Consider the following 12822-nt stretch of genomic DNA (forward strand, 5'->3'; position numbering starts at 1 on the left):
CGCCGATGACCGACGCGCCCGACCTCGCCCTCGATCCGGTCCCGCGCCGCAACCGCTCGCTCCGTGGCGGCGGCCCCTTGAGGGGCGACGATTTCGTCGCGCTCGCCGGCTTCGCGGACGTGGCGGGCGAGGCGACGGAGACGGGCATGCGTCCCGGCGCCCTGCGCGGCGCCGCGCGCGGCCGCGACCTCGACAGCCTCGCCCACACGCTGTTCCTGCGCATCTATCCGGTCATCGCGGTGGTGGTGCTGGCGACCCAGATCGGGACCGCCTGGGTGAACTACACGGACGCGATGCGCCTCTACGGCGAGCGTGCGACCCTGCTCGCCACCCTCACCGCCCGGGCGATCGGCCGGCCCGACTGGGCCGCCAACCCGGAGATCTACCGGCCGCAGGTGCAGGCCCTGGCCCTCGACCCCGCCTTTCGCTTCGCTCGGTTGACCGACGCCGCCGGCGCCCCTGTCATGACCATCGGCGAGACTCCGCGGACACGCAGTTGGGACACCGTCCAGACGGTGGCGGAGCTGACCGTCGCCGGCGAGCCGGCGCCGGTGGGTACCCTGACCCTCGGGCTGTCGACGGAGGCCCTGCGCGGCAATGCCGAGAAACAGGCGCTGATGGCGCTCGGGGCCAGCCTGATCCTGATGATGGCCTTCGTGCTCACCCTGCACGCCAATGTCCGCCGCCACGTCCTGACGCCCCTCAAGCGCCTGCTCGCCGCCATGCGCGAGGTCGAGCACAAGCGCTGGGTGTCGGTGGACCTCGGGGGCGCCGCCCGCGCCAGCAACGAGATCGACGTGATCTCGTCGGCCTTCAACCGCATGGTCGACGGCCTTCGCAGCGGTGACGAGGCCCGGACCCTGCTCGCGCAGCTCGAGAGGGCGCATCGCGACCTCGAAGGCGCCAATCGCCTCGTGATGGAGAGCATCGGCTATGCCCGCCGCATCCAGACCTCCGTGCTGCCGGACCGCCTCGCCCTCAGCGAGGCGGGGGTCGAGGTCGCCGTCCTGTGGGAGCCGCTCCACCTCGTCGGCGGCGACTATTTCTGGCTGGAACAGTTCGACGACCTCAGCATCGTCGTGGTGGCCGATTGCACCGGCCACGGCGTGCCCGGCGCCTTCATCACACTGATCGTCGCCACCGCCCTCGATCGCATCCTGCACGAACGCGGCCTGCGTTCGCCGGCCGAGATCCTGGCGGCCCTCGACGGCATGGTGCGGACCCAGCTGCGCCAGGACGGCCGCGGCTCGGATTCCGACGACGGCCTCGATTGTGGCATCTGCCTGTGGAATCGAGCGGACGGCACCCTGCGGTTCGCTGGTGCCGGCCTGTCGCTGACCGCCATCGGACCCGGCGGCGCCGTCCGGATCAAGGGCGGGCGACGCGGCATCGGCTACCCGCGCCACGGGGAGACGATGCCGGATGTCGCGGACGTGACGGTGCCCGTCGAGCCCGGCCAGGTCTTCTACCTGATGACCGACGGCATCTGCGACCAGATGGGAAACCCGCAGGGCGGTGGACGACGCCTCCTCGGTCACAGGGGAGTCACGGACATCCTCCTCGACGTGCGCGACCGGCCCTTGAGCGCTCAGGTGACCGCCCTCGACGACGCCTTGACGGCCTATCGTGGCGGCGAGGCGCGTCGTGACGACATGACCCTGGTGGCCTTCAGGCCGGATCCCGAGGCCGTCCGTTCGGCCGGCTGACGGTCGCTCCCGTCTCGGAGCGACGACGCAGGGGAGCAACCCCGATGGACCGGCCCGGGTTGTCCTCCCGATAGGAGATCGATCCGATGACCGATGGCACCACCCCGACCAGGACCGACGACGCCGAGGCCCGCGCCAAGACCCTCGCGGATGCCGCGCGCACGGCGGATACGGATCTCGACAAGAACGAGGAGGCTTCCGAGGCGATCGATCGGGCGACCGCCGCGGTCGGCCGGGACGAGGGCTGAGCCATGTCCGGCAAAAGCGTGACCCCAAGCGCCACCGTCACCCGCAAGCCCGACGATGTCGGTAAGGAGGGCGATCCCGCCGTCGGCGGCGGCCATGCGACGCCAGAGCAGGCCGCCCTCACCAGCCAGGGCACGGGCGGACGGTCCGACGCCGACCGTCGCGACGAATGGTCGGAGAACGGTCCTGCCGGCCGGGCGCCGGTGCCCGTGGGCGGTTCGTCCCAAGGCGAATCCGACAAGACGATGGCCCGTCCCGGCGGTGAAGAACGCCGGATCGTCGACGACCACGAGACCGGGAAGACGAAGGACGGAGGTTTACATGATCGACGAGAATAAGGCCGCCGAGCCACCGCCGGGCAAGGCACCGGCGCCGAAGAAGGAGCCGGTCAACATTGCCCCCGATGCGGTGATGGACCCCAACGAGAAGACGGACGGCAAGCCGGGCCATGGGCCGAAGGGCGAACCGTCGTCGGATGGCGAGACCGACCCGGGCGGCAGCTGAAGGCCTTTCCGGCGGCTCGGAATCGAAAAAGGCCGGGCTTTGCGCCCGGCCTTTTGTCTCTCATACCATTTCCAGCTGATCACTTCGTGATGCGGAAATGGGCTTCGCTCAGGCGCCGCGCGGGCTCGGTGAGACGGTTCCGCTTGATCCAAGCGGAAACCGTCTCAGACGTCGGCGTCTGCCCGGATCAGGCCACCGCTTCCTTCGAACGCTCGAAGCGCTTGCGCTCGTTGGGGTCGAGGTGGATCTTGCGCAGGCGAATGGACTTGGGCGTGACCTCCATCAGCTCGTCGTCCTGGATCCAGGCGAGGGAGCGCTCCAGGGTCATGCGGATCGGCGGCGTCAGGCGCACGGCCTCGTCCTTAGAGGTGGTGCGGATGTTGGTGAGCTTCTTGCCCTTGAGCACGTTCACCTCGAGGTCGTTCTCGCGGTTGTGCTCGCCGATGATCATGCCCTGGTAGACCTTGGCGCCGGGCTCGATCATCATCGGACCGCGATCTTCCAGGTTCCACATGGCGTAGGCCACGGCCTCGCCCTTGTCGTTGGAGATCAGCACGCCGTTGCGGCGGCCGGGCATCTCGCCCTTGTAGGGCTCGTACGCCTTGAACAGGCGGTTCATGATCGCGGTGCCGCGGGTGTCGGTCATGAGTTCGCCCTGGTAGCCGATGAGGCCACGGGTGGGCGCATGGAAGACGAGGCGCAGGCGGTTGCCGCCCGAGGGCTTCATCTCGATCATCTCGGCCTTGCGCTCGGACATCTTCTGCACGACCACGCCCGAGTATTCCTCGTCGACGTCGACCACGACTTCCTCGACCGGCTCGAGGATGCCGCCGTCCTCGTCCTTGGAGAGCACCACGCGCGGACGCGACACGGCGATCTCGAAGCCCTCGCGGCGCATGGTCTCGATCAGGATCGCGAGCTGCAACTCGCCGCGGCCCGAGACGTAGAAGGAGTCCTTGTCGGCGGCCTCCTCGATCTTGAGCGTGACGTTGCCCTCGCCCTCCTTGAACAGGCGGTCGCGGATCATCCGGCTCGTGACCTTGTCGCCCTCGGTGCCGGCCAGCGGCGAATCGTTGACGATGAAGGACATGGTGACGGTGGGCGGATCGATCGGCTGGGCCTGGATCGGCGTGTCCACCTGCGGGTCGCAGAAGGTGTCGGCGACGGTGCCCTTCACGAGGCCGGCGATGGAGACGATGTCGCCCGCCTCGCCGAGGTCGATCGGCGCCCGCTCGAGGCCGCGGAAGGCGAGGATCTTCGATACGCGGCCGGTCTCCACGAGCTTGCCCTCGCGGTCCATCACCTTGATCGCCTGGTTCGGCTTCACGGTGCCCGATGCGATGCGCCCGGTGATGATGCGGCCGAGGAAGGGGTTGGCCTCCAAAAGCGTGCCGAGCATCCGGAACGGACCCTCCTCGGTCTTGGCCGGGGGCACGTGCTCCAGCACCAGATCGAACAGGGGGGCGAGGCCGTCCTCCTGCGAACCGTCCGGTGAGGTCGCCATCCAACCCGAGCGGCCCGACCCGTAGAGGATGGGGAAGTCGAGCTGGTCGTCGGTGGCGTCGAGGGCCGCGAACAGGTCGAACACCTCGTTGACGACTTCCGTGATGCGCGCATCCGGACGGTCGACCTTGTTGATGGCGACGATCGGCTTGAGGCCGATCTTGAGGGCCTTGCCGACCACGAACTTGGTCTGCGGCATCGGGCCTTCGGCCGCGTCCACGAGCACGATCACGCCGTCGACCATCGACAGGATGCGCTCGACCTCGCCACCGAAGTCGGCGTGACCGGGGGTGTCGACGATGTTCACCCGGGTGTCCTTCCAGACGACCGAGGTCGCCTTGGCGAGGATGGTGATGCCGCGCTCCTTCTCGAGGTCGTTCGAGTCCATCGCCCGTTCCTCGACCCGCTGGTTGTCGCGGAAGGAGCCGGATTGCGACAGCAGCTTGTCGACGAGCGTCGTCTTGCCGTGGTCGACGTGGGCGATGATGGCGATGTTGCGCAGCTTCATGGGGTATCCGAAGCGAGTCGAGCCCGTCACGCGACAGACCGCGGAAATGCGGCCGGCAACGCCGGGTCCTTCAATCGAGCTATCGCGCCGCAATATAAGGTCGCGCCCCATCCGGCAAGGGCAGTGTCGGCATCGCCCCGCGACGGGCCGCGGTTTCGCGGCACCGGAAGATGCACCGTCCGGCACGGGCAGCGTCGGTGATCGACGTTCACGAATGCGTTGATTGCCCCGTCCCGGGACCGCGAGAGGCCGACGCGTTAACCATCCGGTAACCATGCGGGACGTCAATGATTGGGTAAGGAATCGCGAGAGACCGTGACCCAAACCTCCCCCACCCGCCGTGCCGTCCAGATTCGGGGCCGGGCCTTCAAGGCCCTGATCCTGACTCCGGCGACGCCCATCGACGACTGGTTCGTCGATATCGACGCTTCGCTGAGGCGCTCGCCGACCCTGTTCGACGGTCGCCCGGTGATCCTCGACGTGGCGACCCTGGCTCCCGACCGGCTCGGCCTGCAGGCCGTGCTCGCCGGGCTGACAGCCCGCAAGATTCGCATCCTCGGCATCGAGGGTGCGGCCCCGGCCCTCTCCGACCTCGCGTTCCCCCCTCTCCTTTCCGCCGGCCGGCCGGTGGCGACCATCGAGATCCCGGTCGAGCCCTCGGAGGCCGACCTGACATCGCTGGTCGTCGAAGGCTCGGTCCGGTCCGGTCAGTCGATCGTCCACCGCGGCGGCGACGTCACGGTGATGGGGTCCGTCTCCTCGGGGGCGGAGATCCTGGCCGGCGGCTCGATCCACGTCTACGGCGCCCTGCGCGGCCGGGCCATCGCGGGTGCGGCCCGCAACCCGCGCGCACGCATCTACTGCCGCAAGTTCGAGCCCGAACTCCTCGGGATCGACCGCCTCGTCCGCACCGCCGAGGACATGGGACCGGCCTTCCGCGGACGTTCCGCGCAGGTCTGGCTCGACGGCAGCGCCATCAAGATTGCAGCTCTGGAATAAGGGAACAGACCCACGATGGCCAAAATTCTGGTCGTGACTTCAGGTAAGGGCGGCGTCGGCAAGACGACCACCACGGCCGCCCTCGGGGCGGCACTCGCACAGGGCGGCGCCAGCGTCGCCGTGGTCGACTTCGACGTCGGCCTGCGCAACCTCGACCTCGTCATGGGGGCCGAGCGCCGGGTCGTCTACGACCTCATCAACGTCGTGAACGGCGACGCCAAGCTCAACCAGGCCCTCATCCGCGACAAGCGGCTCGAGAACCTGTCGCTGCTCCCGGCCTCGCAGACCCGCGACAAGGATGCCCTCACCGATGCCGGCGTCGCCCGCGTCATGGAGGAACTGCGCGAGAAATTCGACTGGGTGATCTGCGATTCCCCCGCCGGCATCGAGCGCGGCGCCACGCTGGCCATGCGCCACGCCGACCTCGCCGTGGTGGTGACGAACCCGGAGGTGTCCTCGGTGCGCGATTCCGACCGCATCATCGGGCTCCTCGACTCCAAGACGGTCAAGGCCGAGCGCGGCGAGACGATGGAGAAGCACCTCATCCTCAGCCGCTACGACCCCTCCCGCGCCGAGCGCGGCGACATGCTCAAGATCGACGACGTGCTCGAGATCCTCTCGATCCCGCTGCTCGCCATCATCCCCGAGAGCATGGAGGTCCTGCGCGCCTCGAACGTCGGTTGCCCGGTGACCATGAACAACCCGCAGAGCGCGCCGGCCCGCGCCTACATCGACGCGGCCCGTCGCCTCAACGGCGAGACCGTGGCGATGACCGTGCCCTCCGAGAAGAAGTCGTTCATGGACAAACTGCTCATGCGGAGGGCGGCATGAACCTGTTCAACATCTTCAGTCTTTTCAACCGCCGCCCCACGGCGCGGGTCGCCCGCGACCGGCTGCAACTGATCCTCGCCCATGAGCGCGCCGGCGCCGGCGGCTCGGACCTCGTGCTGCTCTTGCGCGAGGAGATCCTGGCCGTCATCGCCAAGCACGTCACGGTGGAGCGCGACAAGGTCCAGATCCGCCTGGAGCGCGGCGTCGGGGTCTCGACCCTGGGCGTCGACATCGAACTGCCGGTTCAGGTCAGCGGCCGCCTGGCGGCGGCGTGAGGCCTGTATCCTCCATGCACCGACGCATCGCGGCCTGACGCCGCGATGCCGACCGAAGACGCCAAGCACCGCGCCAAACGCTTCAACGAGGGTGTGAAGCTACTGGCGACGCTGTTCAACTCCCTGTCGATCGCAACGTTCGGCGCAGCCTTCGTGGTGCCGTTCGCTCAGCGCCATCTCGACGTGTTCCGTGACGGCGGTTGGGTTTTGCTTTCCGCTGCCACAAGCCGACATCTCGTCGGACAGATCACGTTGCGCTTTGTCCGGTCGGAGGATTGAACGCCATGACCTACGGTTACGCGCTCCAGGTCGCCGGCGTCGCCCTGGCGATTTCCGTCATCGGCTTGACCTCGGTCTGGATCGCGGCCCGTAACTTCGATCGTAACACCCGGGCGATCGAGGATCGCGGTCGCGCCGACCGGCGACCGTAAGACCTCACGCGCCGATGAAGACGCCCGCGATGGTGGCGCTCGTCAGGTTCGACAGGGTGCCGGCCAGAATTGCGCGCACGCCGTAGCGCGCCACCTCGCCCCTGCGCTCGGGCGCCAGCGCCGAAAAGCTCGCCAGCTGCACGCCGATCGAGGCGAGGTTGGCGAACCCGCACAGCGCGAAGCACAGGATCGCGGTCGTGCGCGGATCCAGCGTGCCGGCCGCCAGGGTCGGCGAGAGCTGCGCATAGGCCAGGAACTCGTTGAACACGATCTTCTGGCCGATGGCGCCGCCCACGAGCTCGGCCTGCTCCCAGGGCACGCCCATCAGCCAGGCCAGCGGCGCCAGGGCGACGCCGAGCACCCCTTCGATGGTCAGGGCCGGATAGCCGAACAGGCCCGCACTCCAGCCGACGATCCCGTTGAGGAGCGCGATGAGCCCGACGAAGGCGATCAGCATCGCTCCCACCGAGACCGCCACCGCGAGCCCCTTCTGGGTGCCGTCGGCCGCCGCCTCGAACACGTTGGTGGCACGCCTCTCGCCGAACTCGACCCGGGTGGTGGTCACCCGCGTCGGCTCCGTCGAGGGAACGAGGATCTTGGCGTAGAGGAGCCCGCCGGGGATCGCCATGACGCTCGCCGCCAGAAGGTAGGTCATCGGCACGCCCAGCGCGGCGTATCCCGCCAGGATCGAGCCCGCCGTGGAGGCCGCCCCGCTCGACATCACCGCGAACAGTTCGGCCCCCGTGAGCAGCATCAGGAACGGGCGCAGCGCCACCGCGATTTCGCTCTGCCCGATGACGACGGTGATCACGGCCGAGAAGGTCTCGATCGGCGAGGTACCGAGGAGGCGCTGCAGCGCGGCCCCGAGGACGCGGGCCAGGGCCTGCATCACCCCGAAATGGTACAGGAGCGCGATCAGCGCCGAGACGTAGAGGATCGGCGGCAGGATGCGCAGGGCCAGGATGAAGCCCGAGCCGCCGAAGAGTTCGAGCATCCTGGGTTCGACGAGGGCGCCGAACAGGAGCGCGACCCCGCGGTCGCCATAGCCGAGGACGGTCTGGACCAGACCGGCGGCCGCTTCGAGGCCGGCCCGCCCGGCCGGCAGGAACAGGACGAGGGCGCCGAGGGCCACCTGAAGCCCGAGCGCGGCGAACACGATCCGCGGCCGGATCGCCCGCCGGTTGGTGGAAAACAGGACGGCGACGCACAGGAGGAACGCGAGGCTCGCGCCGGCATGGATCAGCTTGTCGGTCATGGTCCCCCGCCCGGCCCGTCTACGGCGGCCATGGCGGAGCCAGCAAGCACGATGCCGCGGGAGACGGGAACAGGCGCCGGCATTCACCCGTTATGGTCAAGCTGCGCCGTCGTTCCGGCGCTCCATCGATCGAAACGGAGTCAAGCCATGAGCCTGATCGGACGCCTCGTCACCAAGATCCTCGGCACCGAGGACCGCACCGTCGTTCGCGACACCCGCAATTCCGATTCGAGCAATGCTATCGGCCGGCTCGTGACGAAGCTCCTGCGGAAGTGATGTCGGCGCTGTGACGGAGACCGCGCCGGGCGTCACGCCGCCCGGCGCTTGCTCTTTTTCTCCCGGCCCTGGCCCGGCGCACTCTTGCCGGCCTTCGACCGGTCAAGGACGAAACGGGCGTAGTCGTCCATGTCGCCGGCGAACGGTTTGACCGTGTTGTCGGCCGCCAGCCAGAGCCGATCGGCGACGAGTTCCATCAACGAGCGATCGTGGGTGATGAGGATGACGGCGCCGCCGTAGTCGTTGAGGGCGTCCAGAAGCGCGCGGCGGCTGTCGATGTCGAGGTGGTTGGTTGGCTCGTCGAGGATGAGCAGGTGCGGCGCCTGCATCGCGACGAGGTTGAGGAGCAGCCGCGCCCGCTCGCCGCCCGACAGCGAATCGACCGTCGTCTCCTGCTTGTCGAACCCGAGGCCGAAGCTCGCCAGCTTGGCACGGCGCGAGGACTCGCTGTCGTCGGGCCGCTCGCGCCGGATGATGGCGAGCGGCGTGTCGTTGGGGTCGAGGGCCTCGATCTGGTGCTGGTGGAACCACCCGACCTGGACACGGCCCTCGCGTACCATGCGCCCGTCCCGCACCCGCAGCGCCCCCGCGGCCATCTTGGCGAAGGTCGACTTGCCGGCGCCGTTGACGCCGAGGAGCCCGATCCGGTCGTCGACGTCGAGCGTCAGGTTGAGGTCCCGCAGCACCGGCGCATCGTCGCCGTAGCCGATGGTGGCGTCGGTGAGGTGCATCAGCGGCGGCGCCAGCGGGCGCTTCGGCGACGGCAGGTGGAAGGGCGCCACGTGCTCCTCGATCGTCGTGGCGATCGGCTCCATCTTCGCCAGCCGCTTCATGCGCGACTGTGCCTGGGCGGCCTTGGAGGCGGAGGCCTTGAAGCGGTCGATGAAGCTCTGCAGGTGCGCGCGTTCGGCCTCCTGCTTCACCTTGGTCGAGGCCTGGAGCCGTGCCTTCTCGGCCCGGCGCTTCTCGAAGTCGTCGTAGCCGCCTGTGTAGAGTTCGAGCTTCTCGCCCGCGACGTGGAGGATCGCGTCGACCGAGTTGTTCAGGAGCTCGCGGTCGTGGCTGATGATCAGCGCCGAATGCGGGTAGCGCTTCAGCCGCGCCTCCAGCCAGAGCGCGCCTTCGAGGTCGAGATAGTTGGTGGGCTCGTCGAGCAGCAGCATGTCGGGCTCGGCGAACAGCGCGGCGGCGAGCGCCACCCGCATCCGCCAGCCGCCGGAGAACTCCGCCATCGGGCGGGCGAGGTCCGCCACCGAGAACCCGAGGCCCGCCAGGATCTCGCCGGCACGGGCCGGGGCCCTGTCGGCATCGATCTCGATGAGCCGGCCGTAGATCTCGCCCATACGCTCGGGCTCGGCGGTCTCGAGTTCGAGATTGAGGGATTCGCGCTCGAGGTCGGCCGCCAGGATGGTGTCGATCAGGCTCACCGGTGTCGCGGGATGTTCCTGGTCGACGGAGGCGATGCGGGCGGTCTTGGGCAGGGACACCGTCCCGCTGTCGGGCTGGAATTCGCCGAGGATGATCTTGAACAGGGTCGACTTCCCGACCCCGTTGCGCCCCACGAGGCCGACCTTGGAGCCCGGAGGGACGGAGACGCTCGCCCGATCGAAGAAGCGGCGGCCCCACGCGTTGAAGGTCAGGTCTTCGATCTGGAGCATGGCAGACAATCAGGAGCGGCAGGCGGGCCGAGGGGCCGGCCTTGTCGCGCGTTCCTACCGCAGCGCAGCATGATGCGCGAGGCCCGCCGTCGCGGGTCTGGTCACCGCGCGGCGACGATGGCCTTCACCAGCGGCGCGGTCGGCACGGTCCTGAACCAGAACGAGCCGGTGCGGCCCTTCTCGTAACCGTCCTGGTAGAGTTTGCGCATGTAGCCGGTGTCGAAGCCGCGCGCCGCGGTGGTGTTGGGCGCCGTCTCGTCGATGTAGGTCAGGTTGAAGCCGATACCGTTGGCACGGGTGAAGGCGTAGGTCGAGGCGAGGGTGGCGCGGCTGCGCGAGCGGCTGGCGGTGGTGAACGACCGCTCGACGATGGAGAGGGTATTGTTCTGGGCGAGGTCGAATTCCGGTTCCAGGCGCCCGTTGATGACCACGTAGATGTCGGATTTGCCGACCTTGCCGCGCAGGCTCCCGTCCTTGAGGAGGAACGACTGCGGCAGCGTGAACACCGGCGTCACCACCGACCCGTCGACATGCATCTCCTGGAAGGCCTTGGGGCCGTCCTGGACGTCGATGAGCTGGGGCGGGAACACCGCGGGGATGCTGGCCGAGGCGGTGAGCACGTCCCGGAACAGGCCGACCGCGTTGGGGCCGCCGCTCGTGGCGATGGCGCCCATGTTCCAGATCACCGCCCGCTGCGAATCGAGGTTGGTGGTCACCACGAGGAGCCGGCGACCCTTGGCGTGGGCCTCGGCCACCGCCACGAGGAGGTCGGGGGTGACGAACCGGCCGACGAGGTCGCGCAGGCGCCCGTCCCCGAACAGGCCGGAGCCGAACAGGACATTGGTGACGCTCGGCGATTGCACCAGGGTCGAGGCGATGCCGCTCGTGTAGATCTCGGTGAGCGTCGCGTCGTAGGCCGGCCCCAGGAAGGCGAAGGGCGCGATCAGCGCGCCGGTGCTGACCCCGGACACGAGCGAGAATTCGGGCCGGGTGCCCGAGGCGGTCCAACCATTGAGGATGCCGGCGCCATAGGCACCGTCGCCGCCGCCGCCGGACAGGGCGAGGTAGGCGAAGCGCGACGTCTTGGCGTCCTGCCGGGCCACCATGCCGTTGAAGGTACTCTCGGAGGCATCCGCATAGGCGCGAACGCCCGGGTCCATCCCCGGCACCACCGCCGCGGCGGCCTGCTCGGCGCTGTAGCCGACGCGGGGGATCGAGGAACAGGCACCCACCTGTGCCGCGACCATGCCCGCCACGAACGCGCGGACCCAACCGGAGCGGCGAACCATCGTCATCCTCACGCGTCCGAAGAGCTTGCGTTCGTTGCGACCGACGTGGGGCCGGGTCCGGAACGAGCTTGACCATAGTACCGTTCCGGCGGGCACCGGGCAAACGGCATCGCGCATCGGCGGGGCCGGCCCGGCATTCGGCGCCGACCTGAGGCATTGCGGCGACAGGTCCGGCCCGTGCGTTCAGCGGATCGGAACGTCGCAGGCCGCCAGGATCTCGGGGATCGCCGCCTTGACCTGGAAATAACCCCGGGTGGAGCGCGGCCAGATCGCCTCGTCCCAGGGCCGGCGCAGGCGCGCGACCGACGGCAGGGCGTCCGCCGACGGACCGACCGGCGCCCAGGGGGCGACGACGGGCGCACCGGCCGCGAAATCCTCGTCCGCGATGTCGGCCGGGCACTGGAAATGCGCCGCGGCTCGGGCCAGGGCGTCGGCCATGGCCGTGCGGTCGGCCTCGATCACCGGATCGGCCGCGCCGTCCGCATGGGCCAGCAGGCCGCCGACCCGAACGACGCGGGCGCCGTCGAGGGGCAGGCTTTCGGGGTGGAGGTCGTCGAGGTGGATGAGGAGCGCGACGTCGCCGCGCGGGCTCGGGTCGGCGGGCGCCAGCTTCGACACCGGTCGGGACGCGGGCTCGTCCAGTGGGTCGGCCACCTCTTCGAGGCCCTTCGGGTCGAAGCGGCCGTCGGTGTGGCGACGGATGTTGTCGGCCCGCGCCAGATAGTGCTTGCCCCGGGTGTGAAGGCCCGCGACCCACCGCCAGGACAAGGTGTTGCTCGCCGGATCGCCGTCGAGGAGATGGCGCATGAAGAAGTCGGCACCGAGTTCCCAGGGCAGCCGCAGCGTGAAGATCCAGATCGAGGCGAACCACATCCTGGCGTGGTTGTGGAGCCAGCCGAACTCCACGAGGTCGCGTGCCCAGTCGTCGAACCCGTCGATCCCGGTGCCGCCGGCCACCGCCTGCCCGTAGGCCTTGCGCAGGCCCGATTCCCGCTCCAGCCGCTCGTATCCGGCCACCACGCCCCGGCGGTAGTCGGCCCAGATGCCGGGCCGGGTTTCGAGATGGCCCTTGAAGTAGCTGCGCCAGACGACCTCCTGGACGAATTTCTCGGCCGCGGTCGCTCCGTGGGCGAAGAGGGCGGCCTCCACCACCTCCTGCTCGGTCAGGAGGCGGCGACGCAGGTGCGGCGACAGGGCGGTGGTCGTCGGCTCCGCCGAGGGTCCCCGGTCGGTGTTGCGGGTATCGGCATAGGCGCGGCCCAGGCGCGGGGCGAAGCGCTCCAGCCGTGCGAGACCATCGGCGCGGGTGAGTCTGGCTGTCTGCTGCATGACGGCAAGGGT

At 69.2% G+C, this 12822-nt stretch carries 15 protein-coding genes; 10 read left to right on the top strand and 5 right to left on the bottom strand.

Annotation, left to right across the window (positions count from 1 at the left end; translation table 11 throughout):
- The first annotated feature begins 5 nt into the window (after positions 1-5).
- The 4 genes from ASF39_RS12250 to ASF39_RS12260 all read left to right on the top strand — a co-directional run bounded on the left by ASF39_RS12250 (position 6) and on the right by ASF39_RS12260 (position 2456).
- Complete coding sequence (locus ASF39_RS12250; protein ID WP_056284240.1) at positions 6-1706, top strand: SpoIIE family protein phosphatase; 1701 nt, start codon at positions 6-8, stop codon at positions 1704-1706.
- A gap of 86 nt (positions 1707-1792) precedes the next feature.
- A complete protein-coding gene (locus ASF39_RS21350) occupies positions 1793-1954 on the top strand; it encodes a hypothetical protein (RefSeq protein ID WP_156648476.1) in 162 nt (53 codons plus the stop codon).
- A 3-nt stretch (positions 1955-1957) separates the two neighbouring features.
- The gene (locus ASF39_RS12255) at positions 1958-2290 is read left to right on the top strand and encodes a hypothetical protein (protein WP_200938210.1); all 333 of its coding nucleotides are present in this window, start codon (positions 1958-1960) and stop codon (positions 2288-2290) included.
- Positions 2274-2456 carry a hypothetical protein gene (locus ASF39_RS12260; protein ID WP_056284243.1) on the top strand — a complete coding sequence of 61 codons (183 nt, stop codon included), beginning with the start codon at positions 2274-2276 and terminating at the stop codon, positions 2454-2456. The genes ASF39_RS12255 and ASF39_RS12260 overlap by 17 nt, the downstream gene beginning before the upstream one ends.
- A 187-nt stretch (positions 2457-2643) precedes the next feature.
- Here the strand turns inward: ASF39_RS12260 and typA are convergent, their stop codons facing one another.
- Complete coding sequence (typA, locus tag ASF39_RS12265; RefSeq protein ID WP_055885865.1) at positions 2644-4467, bottom strand: translational GTPase TypA; 1824 nt, start codon at positions 4465-4467, stop codon at positions 2644-2646.
- Positions 4468-4782: 315 nt separating this feature from the next.
- Between typA and minC the strand changes: the two genes are divergently transcribed.
- Genes minC through ASF39_RS21355 form a run of 5 tightly spaced genes read left to right on the top strand, consistent with a single transcriptional unit; the run spans position 4783 to position 7003 of the window.
- A complete protein-coding gene (minC, locus tag ASF39_RS12270; RefSeq protein ID WP_055885867.1) occupies positions 4783-5466 on the top strand; it encodes a septum site-determining protein MinC in 684 nt (227 codons plus the stop codon).
- A 15-nt stretch (positions 5467-5481) separates the two neighbouring features.
- Positions 5482-6297 carry a septum site-determining protein MinD gene (gene minD / locus ASF39_RS12275; protein ID WP_055885869.1) on the top strand — a complete coding sequence of 272 codons (816 nt, stop codon included), beginning with the start codon at positions 5482-5484 and terminating at the stop codon, positions 6295-6297.
- Positions 6294-6572, top strand: a complete 279-nt coding sequence (gene minE, locus ASF39_RS12280) for a cell division topological specificity factor MinE (protein WP_055885872.1) — start codon at positions 6294-6296, stop codon at positions 6570-6572. Before minD ends, minE begins: the two co-directional genes overlap by 4 nt.
- A 45-nt stretch (positions 6573-6617) precedes the next feature.
- Positions 6618-6851 (top strand): hypothetical protein, encoded by a 234-nt coding sequence (locus ASF39_RS12285; protein ID WP_056284246.1) that lies wholly within the window; start codon positions 6618-6620, stop codon positions 6849-6851.
- A 5-nt stretch (positions 6852-6856) separates the two neighbouring features.
- Positions 6857-7003 carry a hypothetical protein gene (locus ASF39_RS21355; protein ID WP_156387701.1) on the top strand — a complete coding sequence of 49 codons (147 nt, stop codon included), beginning with the start codon at positions 6857-6859 and terminating at the stop codon, positions 7001-7003.
- A 4-nt stretch (positions 7004-7007) separates the two neighbouring features.
- On the opposite strand, the gene ASF39_RS12290 is transcribed toward ASF39_RS21355, so the two are convergent.
- Complete coding sequence (locus tag ASF39_RS12290) at positions 7008-8258, bottom strand: nucleoside transporter C-terminal domain-containing protein (protein WP_056284249.1); 1251 nt, start codon at positions 8256-8258, stop codon at positions 7008-7010.
- Between the two features lie 147 nt (positions 8259-8405).
- On the opposite strand from ASF39_RS12290, the gene ASF39_RS12295 reads away from it, so the two are divergent.
- Positions 8406-8534, top strand: a complete 129-nt coding sequence (locus tag ASF39_RS12295; RefSeq protein WP_055885879.1) for a hypothetical protein — start codon at positions 8406-8408, stop codon at positions 8532-8534.
- Between the two features lie 32 nt (positions 8535-8566).
- Here the strand turns inward: ASF39_RS12295 and ASF39_RS12300 are convergent, their stop codons facing one another.
- From ASF39_RS12300 to ASF39_RS12310, 3 genes are all read right to left on the bottom strand, one after another.
- Positions 8567-10192 carry an ABC-F family ATP-binding cassette domain-containing protein gene (locus ASF39_RS12300; protein ID WP_056284251.1) on the bottom strand — a complete coding sequence of 542 codons (1626 nt, stop codon included), beginning with the start codon at positions 10190-10192 and terminating at the stop codon, positions 8567-8569.
- Between the two features lie 101 nt (positions 10193-10293).
- Positions 10294-11487: a patatin-like phospholipase family protein gene (locus ASF39_RS12305; protein WP_156387702.1), complete on the bottom strand. Its 1194-nt coding sequence runs from the start codon at positions 11485-11487 to the stop codon at positions 10294-10296.
- A 177-nt stretch (positions 11488-11664) separates the two neighbouring features.
- A complete protein-coding gene (locus ASF39_RS12310; protein ID WP_056284254.1) occupies positions 11665-12810 on the bottom strand; it encodes an FAD-binding domain-containing protein in 1146 nt (381 codons plus the stop codon).
- Positions 12811-12822 lie beyond the last annotated feature (12 nt).

This window comes from Methylobacterium sp. Leaf108, from assembly GCF_001423265.1.
Lineage (GTDB): Bacteria > Pseudomonadota > Alphaproteobacteria > Rhizobiales > Beijerinckiaceae > Methylobacterium.

Bases quoted from the DNA above. Each gene is read 5' to 3' on its own strand.
- ASF39_RS12305 (WP_156387702.1), bottom strand. From the start codon at position 11,487: ATGACGATGGTTCGCCGCTCCGGTTGGGTCCGCGCGTTCGTGGCGGGC.
- ASF39_RS12260 (WP_056284243.1), top strand. From the start codon at position 2,274: ATGATCGACGAGAATAAGGCCGCCGAGCCACCGCCGGGCAAGGCACCG.
- ASF39_RS12285 (WP_056284246.1), top strand. From the start codon at position 6,618: ATGCCGACCGAAGACGCCAAGCACCGCGCCAAACGCTTCAACGAGGGT.
- minE (WP_055885872.1), top strand. From the start codon at position 6,294: ATGAACCTGTTCAACATCTTCAGTCTTTTCAACCGCCGCCCCACGGCG.
- ASF39_RS21350 (WP_156648476.1), top strand. From the start codon at position 1,793: ATGACCGATGGCACCACCCCGACCAGGACCGACGACGCCGAGGCCCGC.
- ASF39_RS21355 (WP_156387701.1), top strand. From the start codon at position 6,857: ATGACCTACGGTTACGCGCTCCAGGTCGCCGGCGTCGCCCTGGCGATT.
- ASF39_RS12300 (WP_056284251.1), bottom strand. From the start codon at position 10,192: ATGCTCCAGATCGAAGACCTGACCTTCAACGCGTGGGGCCGCCGCTTC.
- minD (WP_055885869.1), top strand. From the start codon at position 5,482: ATGGCCAAAATTCTGGTCGTGACTTCAGGTAAGGGCGGCGTCGGCAAG.
- ASF39_RS12290 (WP_056284249.1), bottom strand. From the start codon at position 8,258: ATGACCGACAAGCTGATCCATGCCGGCGCGAGCCTCGCGTTCCTCCTG.
- ASF39_RS12255 (WP_200938210.1), top strand. From the start codon at position 1,958: ATGTCCGGCAAAAGCGTGACCCCAAGCGCCACCGTCACCCGCAAGCCC.
- typA (WP_055885865.1), bottom strand. From the start codon at position 4,467: ATGAAGCTGCGCAACATCGCCATCATCGCCCACGTCGACCACGGCAAG.
- ASF39_RS12310 (WP_056284254.1), bottom strand. From the start codon at position 12,810: ATGCAGCAGACAGCCAGACTCACCCGCGCCGATGGTCTCGCACGGCTG.
- ASF39_RS12250 (WP_056284240.1), top strand. From the start codon at position 6: ATGACCGACGCGCCCGACCTCGCCCTCGATCCGGTCCCGCGCCGCAAC.
- ASF39_RS12295 (WP_055885879.1), top strand. From the start codon at position 8,406: ATGAGCCTGATCGGACGCCTCGTCACCAAGATCCTCGGCACCGAGGAC.